The organism is Microbacterium sp. NPDC056003 (genome assembly GCF_042274785.1).
Taxonomy (GTDB): domain Bacteria; phylum Actinomycetota; class Actinomycetes; order Actinomycetales; family Microbacteriaceae; genus Microbacterium.
This window is the reverse complement of sequence record NZ_JBHJXQ010000003.1, coordinates 55,258-69,551: the sequence shown is the minus strand read 5'-3', so window position 1 is coordinate 69,551 and position 14,294 is coordinate 55,258. Positions and strand designations below refer to the sequence as shown.

Here is a 14,294-nt window from a genome sequence, read left to right as displayed (position 1 = left end):
CCGCGCGCCGAGATCTGCCTGTTCCTGCTCCTTCGATTGATCCTCGCCCGGCACACGGCCGGACGAGGCTAAACAAAGAAGGAGAGACCTCTTGGAAGGTCCTGAAATCACCGCCGCCGAAGCCGTCCTCGACAACGGCCGCTTCGGCACCCGCACCGTCCGGTTCGAGACCGGACGCCTCGCGCAGCAGGCACAGGGTGCCGTCGCCGCGTACCTCGACGAGGAGACGATGCTCCTCTCGGCCACCAGCGCCGGCAAGCACCCGCGCGAAGGCTTCGACTTCTTCCCGCTGACCGTCGACGTCGAAGAGCGCTCGTACGCCGCGGGCAAGATCCCCGGCTCGTTCTTCCGCCGTGAGGGCCGCCCCTCCACCGAGGCGATCCTCGTCTGCCGTCTCATCGACCGCCCGCTGCGTCCGTCGTTCGTCGACGGCCTCCGCAACGAGGTGCAGATCGTCGTGACGGTGCTCTCGATCGCACCGGGCGAGTACTACGACGCGCTCGCGATCAACGCCGCGTCGGCGTCGACGCAGATCTCGGGTCTGCCGTTCTCGGGCCCGATCGCCGGCGTGCGCCTCGCGCTCGTCCCCGGTCACGGCGAGCACGCCGACCAGTGGGTCGCGTTCCCGAACCAGGCCCAGGTCGAGGAGGCCGTCTTCGACCTCATGGTCGCCGGTCGCGTCCTGCCCGACGGCGACGTCGCGATCATGATGGTCGAGGCCGAGGCCACGGAGAACAGCTGGAACCTCATCAAGGGCGGCGCCGTGAAGCCGAACGAGGAGATCGTGGCGCAGGGCCTCGAGGCCGCCAAGCCGTTCCTCAAGCAGCTCGTCGAGGCACAGGCCCAGATGGCTGCGAGCTCGTCGCGCGAGCCCGGCGTGTACCCGGTCTTCCCGCCCTACACCGACGAGACGTTCGAGTTCGTGAACTCGCGCGCCTACGGCGAGCTCGTCGGGGTGTACCAGATCGCCGACAAGCAGGAGCGCCAGAGCGCCGACGACGCGATCAAGGACCGCGTCAAGGCGGAGCTCACTGCGGCGATCGAGGCCGGCGAGCTTCCGGCGTCGGCCGCAGCCGAGTTCGGCGGTGCGTACAAGTCGGTCACCAAGAAGATCGTGCGCGGTCGCATCCTCTCCGAGGGCGTCCGCATCGATGGTCGCGGCCTGGCCGACATCCGTCCGCTCGACGCCGAGGTGCAGGTCATCCCGCGCGTGCACGGCTCGGCGATCTTCCAGCGCGGTGAGACCCAGATCCTGGGTGTCACGACGCTGAACATGCTCAAGATGGAGCAGCAGATCGACTCGCTGTCGCCCACCACGAGCAAGCGCTACATGCACCACTACAACTTCCCGCCCTACTCGACCGGTGAGACCGGCCGTGTCGGCAGCCCCAAGCGTCGCGAGATCGGGCACGGCTTCCTCGCCGAGCGCGCGCTGATGCCGGTGCTGCCCAGCCGCGAGGAGTTCCCGTACGCCATCCGCCAGGTTTCCGAGGCGCTGAGCTCGAACGGCTCGACGTCGATGGGCTCGGTCTGCGCCTCGACGCTGTCGCTGCTGAACGCCGGTGTGCCCCTGCGCGCCCCGGTCGCCGGCATCGCGATGGGCCTCGTGTCCGACGAGGTCGACGGCCAGACCCGCTACGCGGCACTGACCGACATCCTCGGCGCCGAAGACGCCCTCGGCGACATGGACTTCAAGGTCGCCGGCACGAGCGAGTTCGTCACGGCGATCCAGCTCGACACGAAGCTCGACGGCATCCCGTCGTCGGTCCTCGCCGCCGCGCTGACGCAGGCCAAGGAGGCTCGACTCACGATCCTCAATGTCCTCAACGCCGCGATCGACGGCCCGGACGAGATGGCTCCGACCGCCCCGCGCGTGATCAGCGTGCAGATCCCGGTCGACAAGATCGGCGAGCTCATCGGCCCGAAGGGCAAGACGATCAACGCGATCCAGGACGAGACCGGCGCGCAGATCTCCATCGAGGAGGACGGCACCGTCTACATCGGCGCGACCGACGGCCCGTCGGCCGAAGCCGCCCGTGCCCAGGTCAACGCGATCGCCAACCCCACCAACCCGGAGGTCGGCGAGCAGTTCCTCGGCACGGTCGTGAAGATCGCGACGTTCGGCGCGTTCATCTCGCTCCTGCCCGGCAAGGACGGTCTGCTGCACGTCAGCGAGGTCCGCAAGCTCGCCGGCGGCAAGCGCGTCGAGAACGTCGAAGACGTGCTCGGTGTCGGCCAGAAGCTGCTCGTCCGGATCACCAAGATCGACGACCGCGGCAAGCTCTCCCTCGAGCCCGTTCTCGAGGAGGCGGCCGACCAGGAGGGTCGCGACGCTGCGAGCGAGGGCCCGGAGGCTCCCGCCGAAGGCTGAGCCAGACAGCATTGTCCGGATGCCCGCCCATTCCCGAGTGGAAGGGGCGGGCATCCGTCGTCTCCGCGCACGAAGCGCGAGCTTGTCGGTCACATGGGGGACACGCGGCGCACGACCCCCTCAGCGTGACCAAAGCGTTATGTAATGTTTACCCCCGACACACCGCAACGGTCAGGGGATTGTCCGGACTGCCATACCCTCTTAGGTAACGCGCCGGGGGGTGCGGAACAGGCGATCACGAAGTCTCCATCGGGAGTCGACGTGAGGGGGTGTCACATGGCTTTCTTCGGCGTTGACTCGACGCTCTCGTCATCGAGCCCCGAGACCGTCTCCACTCTCGTGCCCGGCGTGCACCCGTCCGCGCCGATCCCGGTTCAGGGGCCGCCTGTGGGCCAGAACGTGCGCACTCCGCTCGGCGAGAGCGGCATCGACATCTTCCCCCTGATCCTCGGCGGTGCGGAGTTCGGCTGGAACGTCGACCTCGAGTCCAGCCACGACATCCTCGACACCTATGTCGAGCTCGGCGGCAACGCCGTGCACACCTCCGACAGCTTCGCCGCGGGGCGCAGCGAGCACATCATCGGACAGTGGCTGCATTCCCGCGGCCTCCGCGATGACGTCGCCCTCATGGTGCGCATCGGCGGCCATGCCGACAACCCGGGCCTCGGCTCGGTGAACCTGGTGCGCGCGGTCGAGGCATCCCTCACCCGTCTGCGGACCGACCGCATCGACGTGCTGTACCTCGACGCCACCAGCGACTCGACGACCGCCCTCGAAGACACGCTGGCCACGGCGGAGTGGCTGGTCGACAGCGGCAAGGTCCGCGCGCTCGGCGCCAACGGCTACACGGCTGCACAGCTCGTCGAGGCGCGCATCTACTCGTCCGCGGGGTTCCCGCGCATCACCGTGCTCGACGTGCCGTTCAACGTGCTCCGACGGCACGAGTTCGACGCCGACCTTCGGCTCGTCGCCGGAGCGCAGGGCATGGCGGTGACGCCGTCGCACGCGCTCGAGCACGGCTTCCTGGCCGGTCGACAGCGCACGCGCCTGCGCGGCGCACTGTCGGTGCGCGGCGCCCAGCTCGCGGCGAACCTCAACCGGCGCGGCAGCCGCACACTGCGCGCGCTCGACGCGGTCGGCACGGAGCTCGGCGTGCCCGACGCGGCCGTCGCGGTGGCGTGGCTGCTCGCGCAGAAGCTCGTGACGGCGCCCATCATCAACGCGTTCGCCTCGGCACAGGTCGAGGAGCTCGTGCAGGGCGTCGGCGTGCGCCTGAGCCGCGCCCAGCTGTCCGACATCGCCCGGGCGTCCGAGTAAGTCGCCCGGCCACGGCGCGACCGGGCGCTGTCTGGTCCGTGTCGTAGGGTGGAAGAGGTGTCCCGTCGGGGCACGCGACCCCCGACGGAGTGAGCTGCGTGACGCACTACATCTACCTCGTGCGACATGGTGAGCACCAGGATGCCCAGCACGGCCTGGTCGACGGACGCCTGTCGCCGCGCGGCCGCCGCCAGGCCGCACTGCTGGCCGATCGGCTGTCGGGCGTGCCGTTCGACGCGGTGTGGCATTCGCCGCTCGAGCGCGCGAGCCAGACCGCGCAGGCCGTCAAGGAGCGCATGCCGTCCCTCCAGCCGGAGCCCTCGGCGCTGCTGTTCGACTGCGTGCCGACCGGCATGACCGAGGAGACGCCGACGGCGTTCGAGCCGTTCTTCGGATCCGTCACCGAGGCCGAGATCGACGCCGGGCGCGCGCAGATGGCCGATGCCGTGAGCGAGTACCTCGTGCGCAAGCGCGGCGAGGTGCACGAGCTGCTCATCACCCACAACTTCGTCATCGCCTGGTTCGTGCGGGAGGTGCTGCAGGCGCCGGACTGGCGCTGGATGACGCTCAACCAGGCGCACTGCGGACTGACGGTGATCGCTCAGAAGCAGGGCCGCCCCTGGACGCTGCTCTCGCACAACGACATGGCGCACCTGCCGGTCGAGCTGCGCACCGGCCTGCCCGAGGTCTACCCCGTCTGATCCTCGGAGCTCACCGGACCCGCGAGCACCTTGCTGTACCAGCGGCTCGCGTTCGGGTTGTCGTTGTACGGGGCGATCGTGGTGAAGCCGGTGCGGGCGTAGAGTGCGCCGGCGGCTTCCAGCGAATGGTGGGTGTCGAGCACCAGCTCGCGCGCACCGAGCTCCCGTGCGCGCGACTCGAGGGCGTCCACGAGCAGACGGCCCCAGCCCCGGCCGCGGGTCTCGGGGCGCAGGTAGAGGTGCTTGACCTCGTAGCGGGTTCCGTGCGGCCCGTCGTCGATGAGGCGGATTCCGCCGCACCCGACCGGCCGGCCCCCGTCGTCGTCGAGGACGACGAAGACACCCGCCGGCCGCACGAACGCCGCGGGCTGCGGGAAGGTGGTCGTGTAGACCACGTCCTGTTCGGCGAACCCGACGGTGCGGGCACGGAAGTACTCGGCAAGGAGTTCGTGTGCGTCAGGGGCGTCGACAGGGGATTCGCGAAGGGTCACCACCCTTCCAGCGTAGGTGTCCGAGGTGGGCCGGGAGGCCCGCCGGCGGGACGTCATGCGGCAGGGTCGCGGCATCCCTCCCGCCTAGGATGGAACGCATGACGACGCGCGTGGCCATCGTGGGCGGCACCGGCAAGCTCGGCGGGATCATCCGCGACGTGGTCGAGCAGGAGGACGGCTTCGACGTGCACGCGACCCTGTCGTCGCGATCGCAGCTCGACGAGCTCGACGGCGCCGATCTGGTCGTCGACGCGTCCACTCCGGCGGTGTCGATCGACGTCGTCCGCGCCGCCGTCGAGCGCGGCATCAACGTGCTGGTCGGCACGTCCGGGTGGTCGGCCGAGCGCATCGCCCTCGTCCGCCCGCTTGTGGACGCCTCCGATGTCGGCGTCGTCTTCATCCCGAACTTCTCGCTCGGCTCGGTGATCGGCTCGGCGATCGCCGCCGCGGCCGCGCCGTTCTTCCCCTCGATCGAGATCGTCGAAGCGCACCGCGAGACGAAGATCGACTCGCCCAGCGGCACGGCCGTGCGCACGGCCGAGCTCATCGCCGCCGCGCGCGCCGGGGTCGGCCCGGTCGAGTCGCCCCACGTCGACCAGCGCGCCCGCGGTCAGCAGGTCGCGAGCGTGCCGATCCACTCGCTGCGTCGTCCCGGCGTCATCGCTCGGCAGGAGACGATCCTGGCCGGTGCGGGGGAGTCGCTCACGATCGTCCACGACACCATCGAACCGGCCAGTGCGTACGGGCCCGGCATCCGGCTCGCCCTCGCCGCCGCGCGCGACGCGAAGGGCGTCACCGTCGGCCTCGACAGCTTCCTCGACCTCCGTCTGCGCACCCCCGGTGCGTCGACGACGGCCGGTCGTCCACTCGACGAGGGCGGCGTGCCCGGCCAGGTCGCCCGGACGACGGGCGCATGAGCGCACGCGTCGGCGTCGCCGTCATGGCGGTGCTCCTCGCCCTGTACATCGTGCTCGTGGGGCAGCGGGCGTGGCTGCTGCTCACGAGCGGCGAGACGATCGCCGTGGTCATGGGCGCGGCGCTCATCGTGCTTCCGCTCCTCGCCGTGTGGGGCGTGGGGCGCGAGCTGTGGTTCGGCGTGCGCGCCGAACAGCTCGGCCGGCGGCTGTCGTCGGAAGACGCGCTTCCCGCCGAGGAAGTGGCGGTGCGCCCCAGCGGACGCGCGATCCGATCAGAGGCCGACGCGCTGTTCCCGGTGTACCGCACCGCCGCCGAGCAGAACCCGCACGACTGGCGCGCCTGGTACCGTCTGGGCCTCGCGTACGACGCCTCCGGCGACCGTCGTCGCGCGCGCGAAGCCGTGCGCCGCGCCATCCGGCTCGAAAGAGCCGAACGCCGGTCCTGAGGTTCAGCCCGCCGAAGGCACGGCGGAGGCGATCGCGTCTTCGACCGTGGGGTGGCGGAACGAGAATCCGGATGCCTCGAGCACAGCGGGCGCGACGTCGAGGTCGGACGTCAGCACAGCCTCGGTCGCGTCGGCTCCGAGCACCGTCCGCACGGCCCACACCGGTGCTCGGAGCAGGAACGGGCGGTTCATCCGCACCGCCAGCGCGAAGCCCAGGTCGTTCGCGGTGGCGCGCGTGGGACCCACGAGGTTGACCGGGCCGTCGAGGCCCGAGTCGATGACGTGACGGATGGCGCGCACTTCGTCGTCGAGCGAGATCCACGGCCAGACCTGCGTGCCGCGGCCGATCGGTCCGCTCACGCCGAGCCTGGTCAGCAGCATGAGCGGCTTGAGCACGCCGTCGGCATGAACGATCGGAGCCGTGCGCAGCAGGGCGACCCGCGTCTGATCGCCCGCTGCACGCGCAGCGGTCTCCCATTCGCCGCAGAGGTCCGCGAGGAACGTCTCGCCGCGCGGCGATGTCTCGTCGAGCCGGCGACGTGGCGCCGAGCCGTAGTACCCCACGGCCGACGCGGATACGAAGGCCGGGGCATCCGTCCCCAGTTCGCGCAGCGCGCGCGCGATCGCCTGGGTCGGCGTCACACGCGACCAGAGGAGCGTGTTCCTGTAGCGAGCCGTCCACGGGAATCGCCCGATGGTCGCCCCGTTGAGCCCGACGACCGCCTGGGCGCCGTCGAGGACGGCGGGATCGAGCGGGGATGCGCCGGTGAGCCACTCCACCTCGTCGGATGCCTGGGCCGGCCGGCGCACGAGGCGCGTGACCTCGACGCCATCGGCGCGCAGGCTGTCCACCAGCGCCGACCCGATGAGTCCCGTCGACCCGGTGACCACGACCCGGCGTGCGCCGGGCCGCGGTGAGTCGGAATCAGGCAAGCGTGGCCTCGATGGTGATCTCGACGCCCGCGAGGGCCTGGGAGACGGGGCATCCCGCCTTCGCCGCCTGCGCCAGGCGCTCGAACTCCTCGGGGTCGAGGCCGGGTACCACCGCATTCACGTTGAGGTGGCTTCCGGTGATGCCGGTGCCGGGCTTGAAGGTCACCGACGCGGTCGTGTCGATCGACTCGGGCGGAGTGCCGTTCTCGGCCAGCGCGAGCGAGAAGGCCATGCTGAAGCACGACGAGTGGGCGGCGGCGATGAGCTCTTCGGGCGTCGTGGTGGAGGTCGAGCCCTCGCTGCGCGCCTTCCAGTTGACGTCGAACGTGCCGAGCCCGGACGAGACGAACGTCACCTCGCCGGCTCCGTCGAACAGGCCGCCCTTCCAGGCGGTGGTTGCTTCGCTCGTGACCGTCATGGGGGCCTCCCTCTCACGGCGCCCGCGGACCGAGCGCCTCGCGGTCAGCCTAACCGCGGGTGACGCCGCGGCGCGACGGTGCGCGATGCGTGTCAGGCGGAGGCGGGCCGTGCGCGGCCGATCACGCCGAGCCGCTGCAGCAGGAGGTACATCATGCAGCCCAGGCAGACGCCGAAGACCGCGTTGAGGAAGGCGGCGACGAACGCGAAGGCCGCGGCGACCGGGAGGGCCAGAGGCACGCCGAGGAGGTGCAGGACGAGGCCGAGGCCGACGACGAAGAGGCCGACGCCCTGCGCGAAGCGCGGCGGGCGCGGGTCTTCGAGTTCGGTCGGCGGCGCGAGGCGCGGTGCGACCACGGCGCGGTAGAGCACGCCCCACGGCGCGGTGCGCGGCGAGACGACCCCCCACAGGAACAGCAGCGCGATGACGAGCAGCAGCAGGAAGCCCGGGTCGAGGAGGCGGGCATCGAGCGTCGCGGAGGACACCGCCCATGCGGTCGGGCTGAACGTGGCCCCCGCGAGAGGCTGGTAGGCGAACCATCCGAACGCCGCCGATCCGTACGCCGCAGACAGCCCCGTGAGGCTGAGGAACAGTGCGATCAGCAGCAGGACCGACGTGATGCCGGCCGCGAAGCGCGGACCACGGGGGTCGATGCCGCGCGGGGTCGAGGCATCCGCCGGTTCAGACATGCGCGTCCTCCGCGGTGAGCCGGTTCAGTTCGAGCTCGAGCACGTCACGGCTCGGCGTGCCGCCGAAGCGGGTCTGGATGACGCCGTCCCGGTCGAGGACGAGCGTGGTGGGCGTCTGCAGGACGTGGAAGTGCTTCGCGATGTCGGGCCGGTGCGTGAGGTCGACGTCGAGGTGGCGGACGCCCTCGTGCGCATCGGCGATGCTCGACAGCGTGCGGTGCACGCCGGGGCAGCGGGCGCACAGCTCGGTGCTGAACTGCAGCAGCGTCGCCACTTCGCCGAGACCGTCGGCGCCGAGCCGCTCGGGCTCGACGACCTCGTGGAGGATGTGACGGTGCGGACGCGACTGGCGCCAGCGCAGATAGACGCCGAGGGCCACCGTCAGCGCGAGGAGCGCGGCGATGGCGACGAAGGCGGTGACGAGGTTCACAACTGATCAGGGTATTCCCGTTCAGCTGAATGGATACCGGATGCCGTGATTATGACGCTCCCGGCGTAACAGACGCCGCTGGGGGAGGGCGCGGGTATCGTGGCAGCCGTGACGACGGCGATCCCCACCCCTTACGAGGACCTCCTGCGCGATGTGCTCGAGCACGGCACCCATAAGGACGACCGCACCGGAACGGGGACGACCAGTGCGTTCGGGCGGCAGATCCGCTTCGACCTGTCGCAGGGCTTTCCCCTGGTCACGACCAAGCGCGTGCACTTCAAGTCCATCGCCTACGAGCTGCTGTGGTTCCTTCGCGGCGAGTCCAACGTGCGATGGCTGCAGGACAACGGCGTGACCATCTGGGATGAATGGGCCGATGCCGACGGCGAGCTCGGTCCGGTGTACGGCGTGCAGTGGCGCTCATGGCCCACGCCCGACGGCGCGCACATCGACCAGATCTCACAGGTGATCGAGCAGATCCGCTCGAACCCCGATTCCCGTCGGCTGCTGGTGTCGGCGTGGAACCCGGCCGACATCCCCGACATGGCTCTTGCGCCGTGCCACGCGATGTTCCAGTTCTACGTCGCCGACGGTCGCCTGTCGTGCCAGCTGTACCAGCGCAGTGCCGACCTCTTCCTCGGCGTGCCGTTCAACATCGCCTCGTACGCCCTCCTCACCCTCATGGTCGCGCAGCAGACAGGCCTCGAGCCGGGGGACTTCGTCTGGACCGGCGGCGATTGCCACATCTACGACAACCACGTCGAGCAGGTGCGCGAGCAGCTCACGCGCGCGCCGTACCCCTACCCGACCTTCCGCTTCGCGCGGAAGCCCGAGACGATCTTCGACTACACGTACGAGGACTTCGTCATCGAGGACTACCAGCACCACCCGGCGATCCGCGGGGCGGTCGCGGTATGACGTCACGCATCGGCCTTGTCTGGGCCGAAGCGCACGGCGGGGTGATCGGGGCCGACGGCGGCATGCCGTGGCACGTGCCCGAAGACCTCGCGCACTTCAAAGAGGTGACCTCGGGCGCGCCGGTCGTGATGGGCCGCCGCACGTGGGAGTCGCTGCCCGAGCGGTTCCGGCCGCTCCCGGGGCGGCGCAACATCGTCGTCACGCGCAACGAGGCCTGGGGTGCCGACGGCGCGGAGCGGGCGGGATCGCTCGACGACGCGATGACCGCGGTGACGGATGCCGCGACCCCCGAATGGATCTGGATCATCGGCGGGGGTGAGCTCTTCCGCGAGAGCATCGCGTCGGCCGACCGGCTCGAGGTCACCGAGCTCGACGCCGAGGTCGACGGCGACACGTTCGCGCCCGACCGAGCCGGCTGGGCGGTCGAATCGATCGACCCCGATGAGGGCTGGCACACGTCGAGCAGCGGCATCCGCTACCGATTCCTCCGTCTCGCGCGCGCGTCCTAGGCTGTCGCGCATGGCGAAGACGGCGATGATCACGGGCGCGAGCTCGGGCCTCGGCGCGGAATACGCGCGCCAGCTCGCGGCGATGGGTGCCGACCTCGTGCTGGTGGCCCGCGACCGCGCGGCCCTCGATGAGCTCGCAGCGACGCTGCGCGCGCGGCACCGCGTCGGCGTCGAGGTGCTCGCGGCCGACCTGCTCTCGCCGCGGCAGCGCGAGAAGGTGGAGCGGCGCCTCACGGACCCCGACCGGCCGATCGAGATGCTCGTGAACAACGCGGGCTTCGGCCTTCCGCTGGCTTTCGAGCGCAACGACATCGAAGACGAGGTGCGTCACCTCGACCTCCACGTCGAGGTGCCCATGCGGCTGAGTCACGCCGCCCTCGGACCCATGCTGGCCCGCGGGCACGGCCGCATCCTCAACGTCGCGTCCGTGGCGGGTTTCACCCCCCGCTCGACCTACGGGGCGTGCAAGGGCTGGCTGATCAGCTTCAGCCGCTGGGCCAACGGCGCGTACGCAGCCCGCGGCGTGACCATGACCGCCGTCTGCCCGGGCTTCACGCACACCAACTTCCACGAACGGGCCGGACTCCCGCCGGGGAAGGAGGGCGTTCCCGACTGGATGTGGCTGGATGCACGCACGGTCGTCGCCGCCTCGCTGCGCGATGCCGCCCGGGGCAAGGCGGTCTCGGTGCCCTCGGCGAAATACAAGCTGCTCGTGACGGCGAGCCGCCTCGCACCCGCCCGGCTGGTCGCCCGGGCGGCTGCCACCGGGCGCTGACGACGCGGCGCAGGAGGCGGCATCCCGATAGCCTGGGTCCATGACGCACACGGGCAACCCATTCGGACAGGTTCTCGTCGCGCTCGTCACCCCGATGACGGCGGACGGCGAAGTCGATTGGCCCGCTGTCGAGAAGCACATCGACGACGTCATCACCGCAGGAGCCGACGGCATCGTCGTCACGGGCACCACGGGTGAGACCTCGACCCTGACCGACGCCGAGAAGATCCGGTTGGTGGAGGTGGGGAAGGATGTCGCGGCCGGCCGCGCCAGGATCATCACGGGCGGCGGCTCCAACGAGACAGCGCACGCCATCGAGCTCTACAAGGCCAGCGAGAAGGCCGGCGCCGACGGCATCATGATCGTCACGCCGTACTACAACAAGCCGACGCAGGCGGGCATCCTGACCCACTTCCGGCTCGTCGCCGACGCCACCGATCTGCCGGTCATCCTCTACGACATCCCCGGCCGCACCGGCGTGCCCATCAAGTACGAGACGATCCTGCGCCTGGCCAAGCACCCGAACATCCTCGCGATCAAAGACGCCAAGGGCGACTTCAGCGAGGTCAGCCGTGTGCTGAACCAGACCGACCTGCTGTACTTCTCCGGCGACGACGCCAACGTGCTGCCGCACCTCTCGATCGGGGCGACCGGACTCATCGGTGTCACCGCCAACATCGCCCCCGCGCCGTACCGCGCGATCGTCGACGCCGTGAACGCGGGCGACCTCACGGCCGCCACGGCCGAGCACAAGCGACTCGAGCCGCTCGTGCGCGCGGTCATGACGCACGTGCCGGGCACCGTCTCGGCGAAGTACATCCTGCACGGCCTCGGCCGCATCGGCAGCCCGCGCGTGCGGCTGCCGCTTGTCGGTCCCGAGGAGTGGGAGGCCGCGAAGATCGAGGACGAGCTGGCGCTCGTCGTCGGTGTCCCCGGCGCCGACTTCTCCAACTTCCGGCCCGACCGCAACGCCGCCGCCGGCGGCGCGCTGCCGAAGGTGTCGGGCACCACGAGATGACCACGCGCGCCGACCTGCCCGCATCCGGGCGACGGCGACACAAGCGAGGGGGCGCCTCGGCGCCCTGAGGAGGCTGACCATGCCCACTACCCCCTTCGACCCGCCCGCACTCGAGCAGGGCACCCTCCGGATCACCCCACTCGGCGGCCTCGGCGAGGTCGGCCGCAACATGACCGTGTTCGAGTACGGCGGCAAGCTGCTCGTCGTCGACTGCGGCGTGCTGTTCCCCGAGGAGCACCAGCCCGGCGTGGACCTGATCCTCCCCGACTTCGAGCCGATCAAGAGCCGTCTCGACGACATCGTCGGAGTGGTGCTCACCCACGGTCACGAAGACCACATCGGCGCCGTGCCGTACCTCCTCAAGCTGAAGTCCGACATCCCGATCGTCGGCTCGGGGCTGACGCTCGCCCTCACCGAGGCGAAGCTCAAAGAGCACCGGATCAAGCCGTACAGCCTCACCGTCGCGGAGGGGCAGCGCGAGAACCTCGGACCGTTCGACCTCGAGTTCATCGCGGTCAACCACTCGATCCCCGACGCGCTGGCCGTCGCCATCCGCACCCCGGCGGGCCTCGTGCTCGCGACCGGCGACTTCAAGATGGACCAGCTGCCGCTCGACGGCCGCCTCACCGACCTCCGTGCGTTCGCGCGCCTCGGCGAGGAGGGCGTCGACCTGTTCCTCGTCGACTCGACGAACGCCGATGTGCCGGGCTTCACCCCGCTCGAACGCTCCATCGGTCCGGTGCTCGACCAGGTGATCGGCAATTCTCCGCGCCGCGTCATCGTCGCGAGCTTCTCGAGCCACGTCCACCGCGTGCAGCAGGTGCTGGATGCCGCGGCCGCGCACGGCCGCCGGGTGGCGCTCCTCGGCCGCAGCATGCTGCGCAACATGACGATCGCGGAAGACCTGGGCTACCTGAATGTGCCCGAGAACGTGCTCATCGACTACAAGAAGGCGCGCGATCTGCCCGACGACCGCATCGTCTACATGTCGACGGGCTCGCAGGGCGAGCCGATGGCGGTCCTCAGCCGCATGGCCAACCTCGACCACGCGATCGAGCCCGGCCCCGGTGACACCGTGATCCTCGCCTCGAGCCTCATCCCCGGCAATGAGAACGCCGTCTACCGCGTGATCGACGGGCTGACCAAGCTCGGCGCGAACGTCGTGCACAAGGGCAACGCGAAGGTGCACGTGTCGGGCCATGCCGCCGCCGGCGAGCTGCTCTACTGCTACAACATCCTCAAGCCGAGGAACGTGCTCCCCATCCACGGCGAGTACCGCCACCTCATGGCCAACGCCCGACTCGCCCAGGACACCGGCATCGATCCCGACCGTACGATCCTCGCCGAGAACGGCACCGTCATCGACCTCAAGAACGGCGACGTGCAGGTCGCCGGTCAGCTGGACCTGGGCTTCGTCTACGTCGACGGGTCGACGGTGGGGGAGATCACCGACGCCGACCTCAAGGATCGCCGCATCCTGGGCGAGGAGGGCTTCATCTCGGTCATCGTCGTCGTGGACGCGTCGACGGGCAACATCATCTCCGGGCCCGAGATCCACGCTCGCGGCTTCGCCGAGGATGATTCCGTGTTCGACGCGGTCAAGCCCAAGATCGCCGCGGCGCTCGCCGAGGCGGCGAAGTCGGGTGTGCGCGACTCGCACGCTCTGTCGCAGGTCGTCCGCCGCACCATCGGCCGCTGGGTGAACCAGTCGCTGCGTCGCCGGCCGATGATCGTGCCGCTCGTCATCGAGGCGTGAACGACGAGCGGATGTCGCGTCCCGTGCCGCAGGGGCGGGACGAAGCATCCGCTCACCATCGCTAAACTCGCGTCATGCCACCCGCTGCCTTCCGCGTTCGCGAAGCCACGCAGGCGGACGGCACGTTCCTGGGCGACATGGTCGTCGAAGCGGCGAACTGGAGGCCGGGCGCGGCGCGGCCGAAGCACCAGCTGATCACCGACTCCGAGCACAGCCGCTACGTCACGGGGTGGAAGCAGCCGGGCGATGCCGGTTTCGTCGCGGTCGACGCGAACGACGAGCCGATCGGCGCCGCCTGGTACCGGATGCTGCCGCGCACGGACCCCGGATTCGGCTACGTCGGCACCGGCGTGCCCGAACTCATCATCGGCGTGCGACCGATCTGGCGCGCGCACGGCGTCGGCCGCGCCCTCCTGCAGCGGCTGTGCGATCACGCGCGGGCGCAGGGCTTCGCCCGCATCAGCCTGAGCGTGGAGCGCGGCAATTTCGCGACGACGCTGTACCGCAGCGAGGGCTTCGCGGTGACCTCCGCCGGCCACGGCCGCGACACGATGGTCAAGCGCCTGCGCTGATCGACCGGCCCGCTCCGCCGCGTGGTTCCGCGG

The 14,294-nt window shown here is 70.4% G+C and carries 16 protein-coding genes; 11 read left to right on the top strand and 5 right to left on the bottom strand.

Translation table 11 applies throughout. The features are described from left to right. The first annotated feature begins 91 nt into the window (after positions 1 to 91). The 3 genes from ACFC1W_RS12705 to ACFC1W_RS12695 all read left to right on the top strand — a co-directional run bounded on the left by ACFC1W_RS12705 (position 92) and on the right by ACFC1W_RS12695 (position 4,389). The gene (locus ACFC1W_RS12705; protein ID WP_375993063.1) at positions 92 to 2,371 is read left to right on the top strand and encodes a polyribonucleotide nucleotidyltransferase; all 2,280 of its coding nucleotides are present in this window, start codon (positions 92 to 94) and stop codon (positions 2,369 to 2,371) included. Positions 2,372 to 2,647: 276 nt separating this feature from the next. Then, positions 2,648 to 3,688, top strand: a complete 1,041-nt coding sequence (locus ACFC1W_RS12700; RefSeq protein ID WP_375993061.1) for an aldo/keto reductase — start codon at positions 2,648 to 2,650, stop codon at positions 3,686 to 3,688. Positions 3,689 to 3,786: 98 nt separating this feature from the next. Further along, the gene (locus ACFC1W_RS12695) at positions 3,787 to 4,389 is read left to right on the top strand and encodes a histidine phosphatase family protein (RefSeq protein WP_375993058.1); all 603 of its coding nucleotides are present in this window, start codon (positions 3,787 to 3,789) and stop codon (positions 4,387 to 4,389) included. Here the strand turns inward: ACFC1W_RS12695 and ACFC1W_RS12690 are convergent. Next, positions 4,377 to 4,883 (bottom strand): GNAT family N-acetyltransferase, encoded by a 507-nt coding sequence (locus tag ACFC1W_RS12690; protein WP_375993056.1) that lies wholly within the window; start codon positions 4,881 to 4,883, stop codon positions 4,377 to 4,379. The genes ACFC1W_RS12695 and ACFC1W_RS12690 overlap by 13 nt on opposite strands. A gap of 95 nt (positions 4,884 to 4,978) precedes the next feature. Here ACFC1W_RS12690 and dapB point away from each other — a divergent pair, with 95 nt between their 5' ends. Together dapB and ACFC1W_RS12680 are read left to right on the top strand one after the other, a co-directional pair. Next, entirely contained in the window at positions 4,979 to 5,797 is an 819-nt protein-coding gene (gene dapB / locus ACFC1W_RS12685) for a 4-hydroxy-tetrahydrodipicolinate reductase (protein ID WP_375993054.1), read from the top strand. Beyond that, positions 5,794 to 6,243 (top strand): hypothetical protein, encoded by a 450-nt coding sequence (locus tag ACFC1W_RS12680; RefSeq protein ID WP_375993052.1) that lies wholly within the window; start codon positions 5,794 to 5,796, stop codon positions 6,241 to 6,243. The genes dapB and ACFC1W_RS12680 overlap by 4 nt, the downstream gene beginning before the upstream one ends. 3 nt (positions 6,244 to 6,246) lie before the next feature. Here ACFC1W_RS12680 and ACFC1W_RS12675 read toward each other — a convergent pair whose 3' ends face one another. The 4 genes from ACFC1W_RS12675 to ACFC1W_RS12660 all read right to left on the bottom strand — a co-directional run bounded on the left by ACFC1W_RS12675 (position 6,247) and on the right by ACFC1W_RS12660 (position 8,713). Next, positions 6,247 to 7,176, bottom strand: coding sequence for a TIGR01777 family oxidoreductase (locus ACFC1W_RS12675; RefSeq protein WP_375993049.1), 930 nt, complete (start codon positions 7,174 to 7,176; stop codon positions 6,247 to 6,249). Further along, a complete protein-coding gene (locus ACFC1W_RS12670; protein WP_191763096.1) occupies positions 7,169 to 7,594 on the bottom strand; it encodes an OsmC family peroxiredoxin in 426 nt (141 codons plus the stop codon). The genes ACFC1W_RS12675 and ACFC1W_RS12670 overlap by 8 nt, the downstream gene beginning before the upstream one ends. Before the next feature lie 92 nt (positions 7,595 to 7,686). Then, entirely contained in the window at positions 7,687 to 8,283 is a 597-nt protein-coding gene (locus ACFC1W_RS12665; protein WP_375993047.1) for a DUF4395 domain-containing protein, read from the bottom strand. Further along, positions 8,276 to 8,713, bottom strand: coding sequence for a TlpA family protein disulfide reductase (locus ACFC1W_RS12660; RefSeq protein WP_375993044.1), 438 nt, complete (start codon positions 8,711 to 8,713; stop codon positions 8,276 to 8,278). The genes ACFC1W_RS12665 and ACFC1W_RS12660 overlap by 8 nt, the downstream gene beginning before the upstream one ends. Before the next feature lie 108 nt (positions 8,714 to 8,821). Between ACFC1W_RS12660 and ACFC1W_RS12655 the strand changes: the two genes are divergently transcribed. From ACFC1W_RS12655 to ACFC1W_RS12630, 6 genes are all read left to right on the top strand, one after another. Next, positions 8,822 to 9,631, top strand: coding sequence for a thymidylate synthase (locus ACFC1W_RS12655; RefSeq protein WP_375993041.1), 810 nt, complete (start codon positions 8,822 to 8,824; stop codon positions 9,629 to 9,631). Further along, positions 9,628 to 10,140, top strand: a complete 513-nt coding sequence (locus ACFC1W_RS12650; RefSeq protein ID WP_375993038.1) for a dihydrofolate reductase — start codon at positions 9,628 to 9,630, stop codon at positions 10,138 to 10,140. The genes ACFC1W_RS12655 and ACFC1W_RS12650 overlap by 4 nt, the downstream gene beginning before the upstream one ends. A gap of 10 nt (positions 10,141 to 10,150) precedes the next feature. Beyond that, positions 10,151 to 10,915 carry an SDR family NAD(P)-dependent oxidoreductase gene (locus tag ACFC1W_RS12645; RefSeq protein ID WP_375993035.1) on the top strand — a complete coding sequence of 255 codons (765 nt, stop codon included), beginning with the start codon at positions 10,151 to 10,153 and terminating at the stop codon, positions 10,913 to 10,915. 40 nt (positions 10,916 to 10,955) lie between these two features. Beyond that, positions 10,956 to 11,933 (top strand): 4-hydroxy-tetrahydrodipicolinate synthase, encoded by a 978-nt coding sequence (gene dapA / locus ACFC1W_RS12640; RefSeq protein ID WP_375993032.1) that lies wholly within the window; start codon positions 10,956 to 10,958, stop codon positions 11,931 to 11,933. Positions 11,934 to 12,012: 79 nt separating this feature from the next. Continuing rightward, positions 12,013 to 13,689, top strand: coding sequence for a ribonuclease J (locus tag ACFC1W_RS12635; RefSeq protein ID WP_241113087.1), 1,677 nt, complete (start codon positions 12,013 to 12,015; stop codon positions 13,687 to 13,689). A gap of 74 nt (positions 13,690 to 13,763) precedes the next feature. Next, on the top strand, positions 13,764 to 14,261 hold the full coding sequence (locus ACFC1W_RS12630; protein ID WP_375993028.1) for a GNAT family N-acetyltransferase: 498 nt from the start codon (positions 13,764 to 13,766) through the stop codon (positions 14,259 to 14,261). Positions 14,262 to 14,294: the final 33 nt, after the last annotated feature.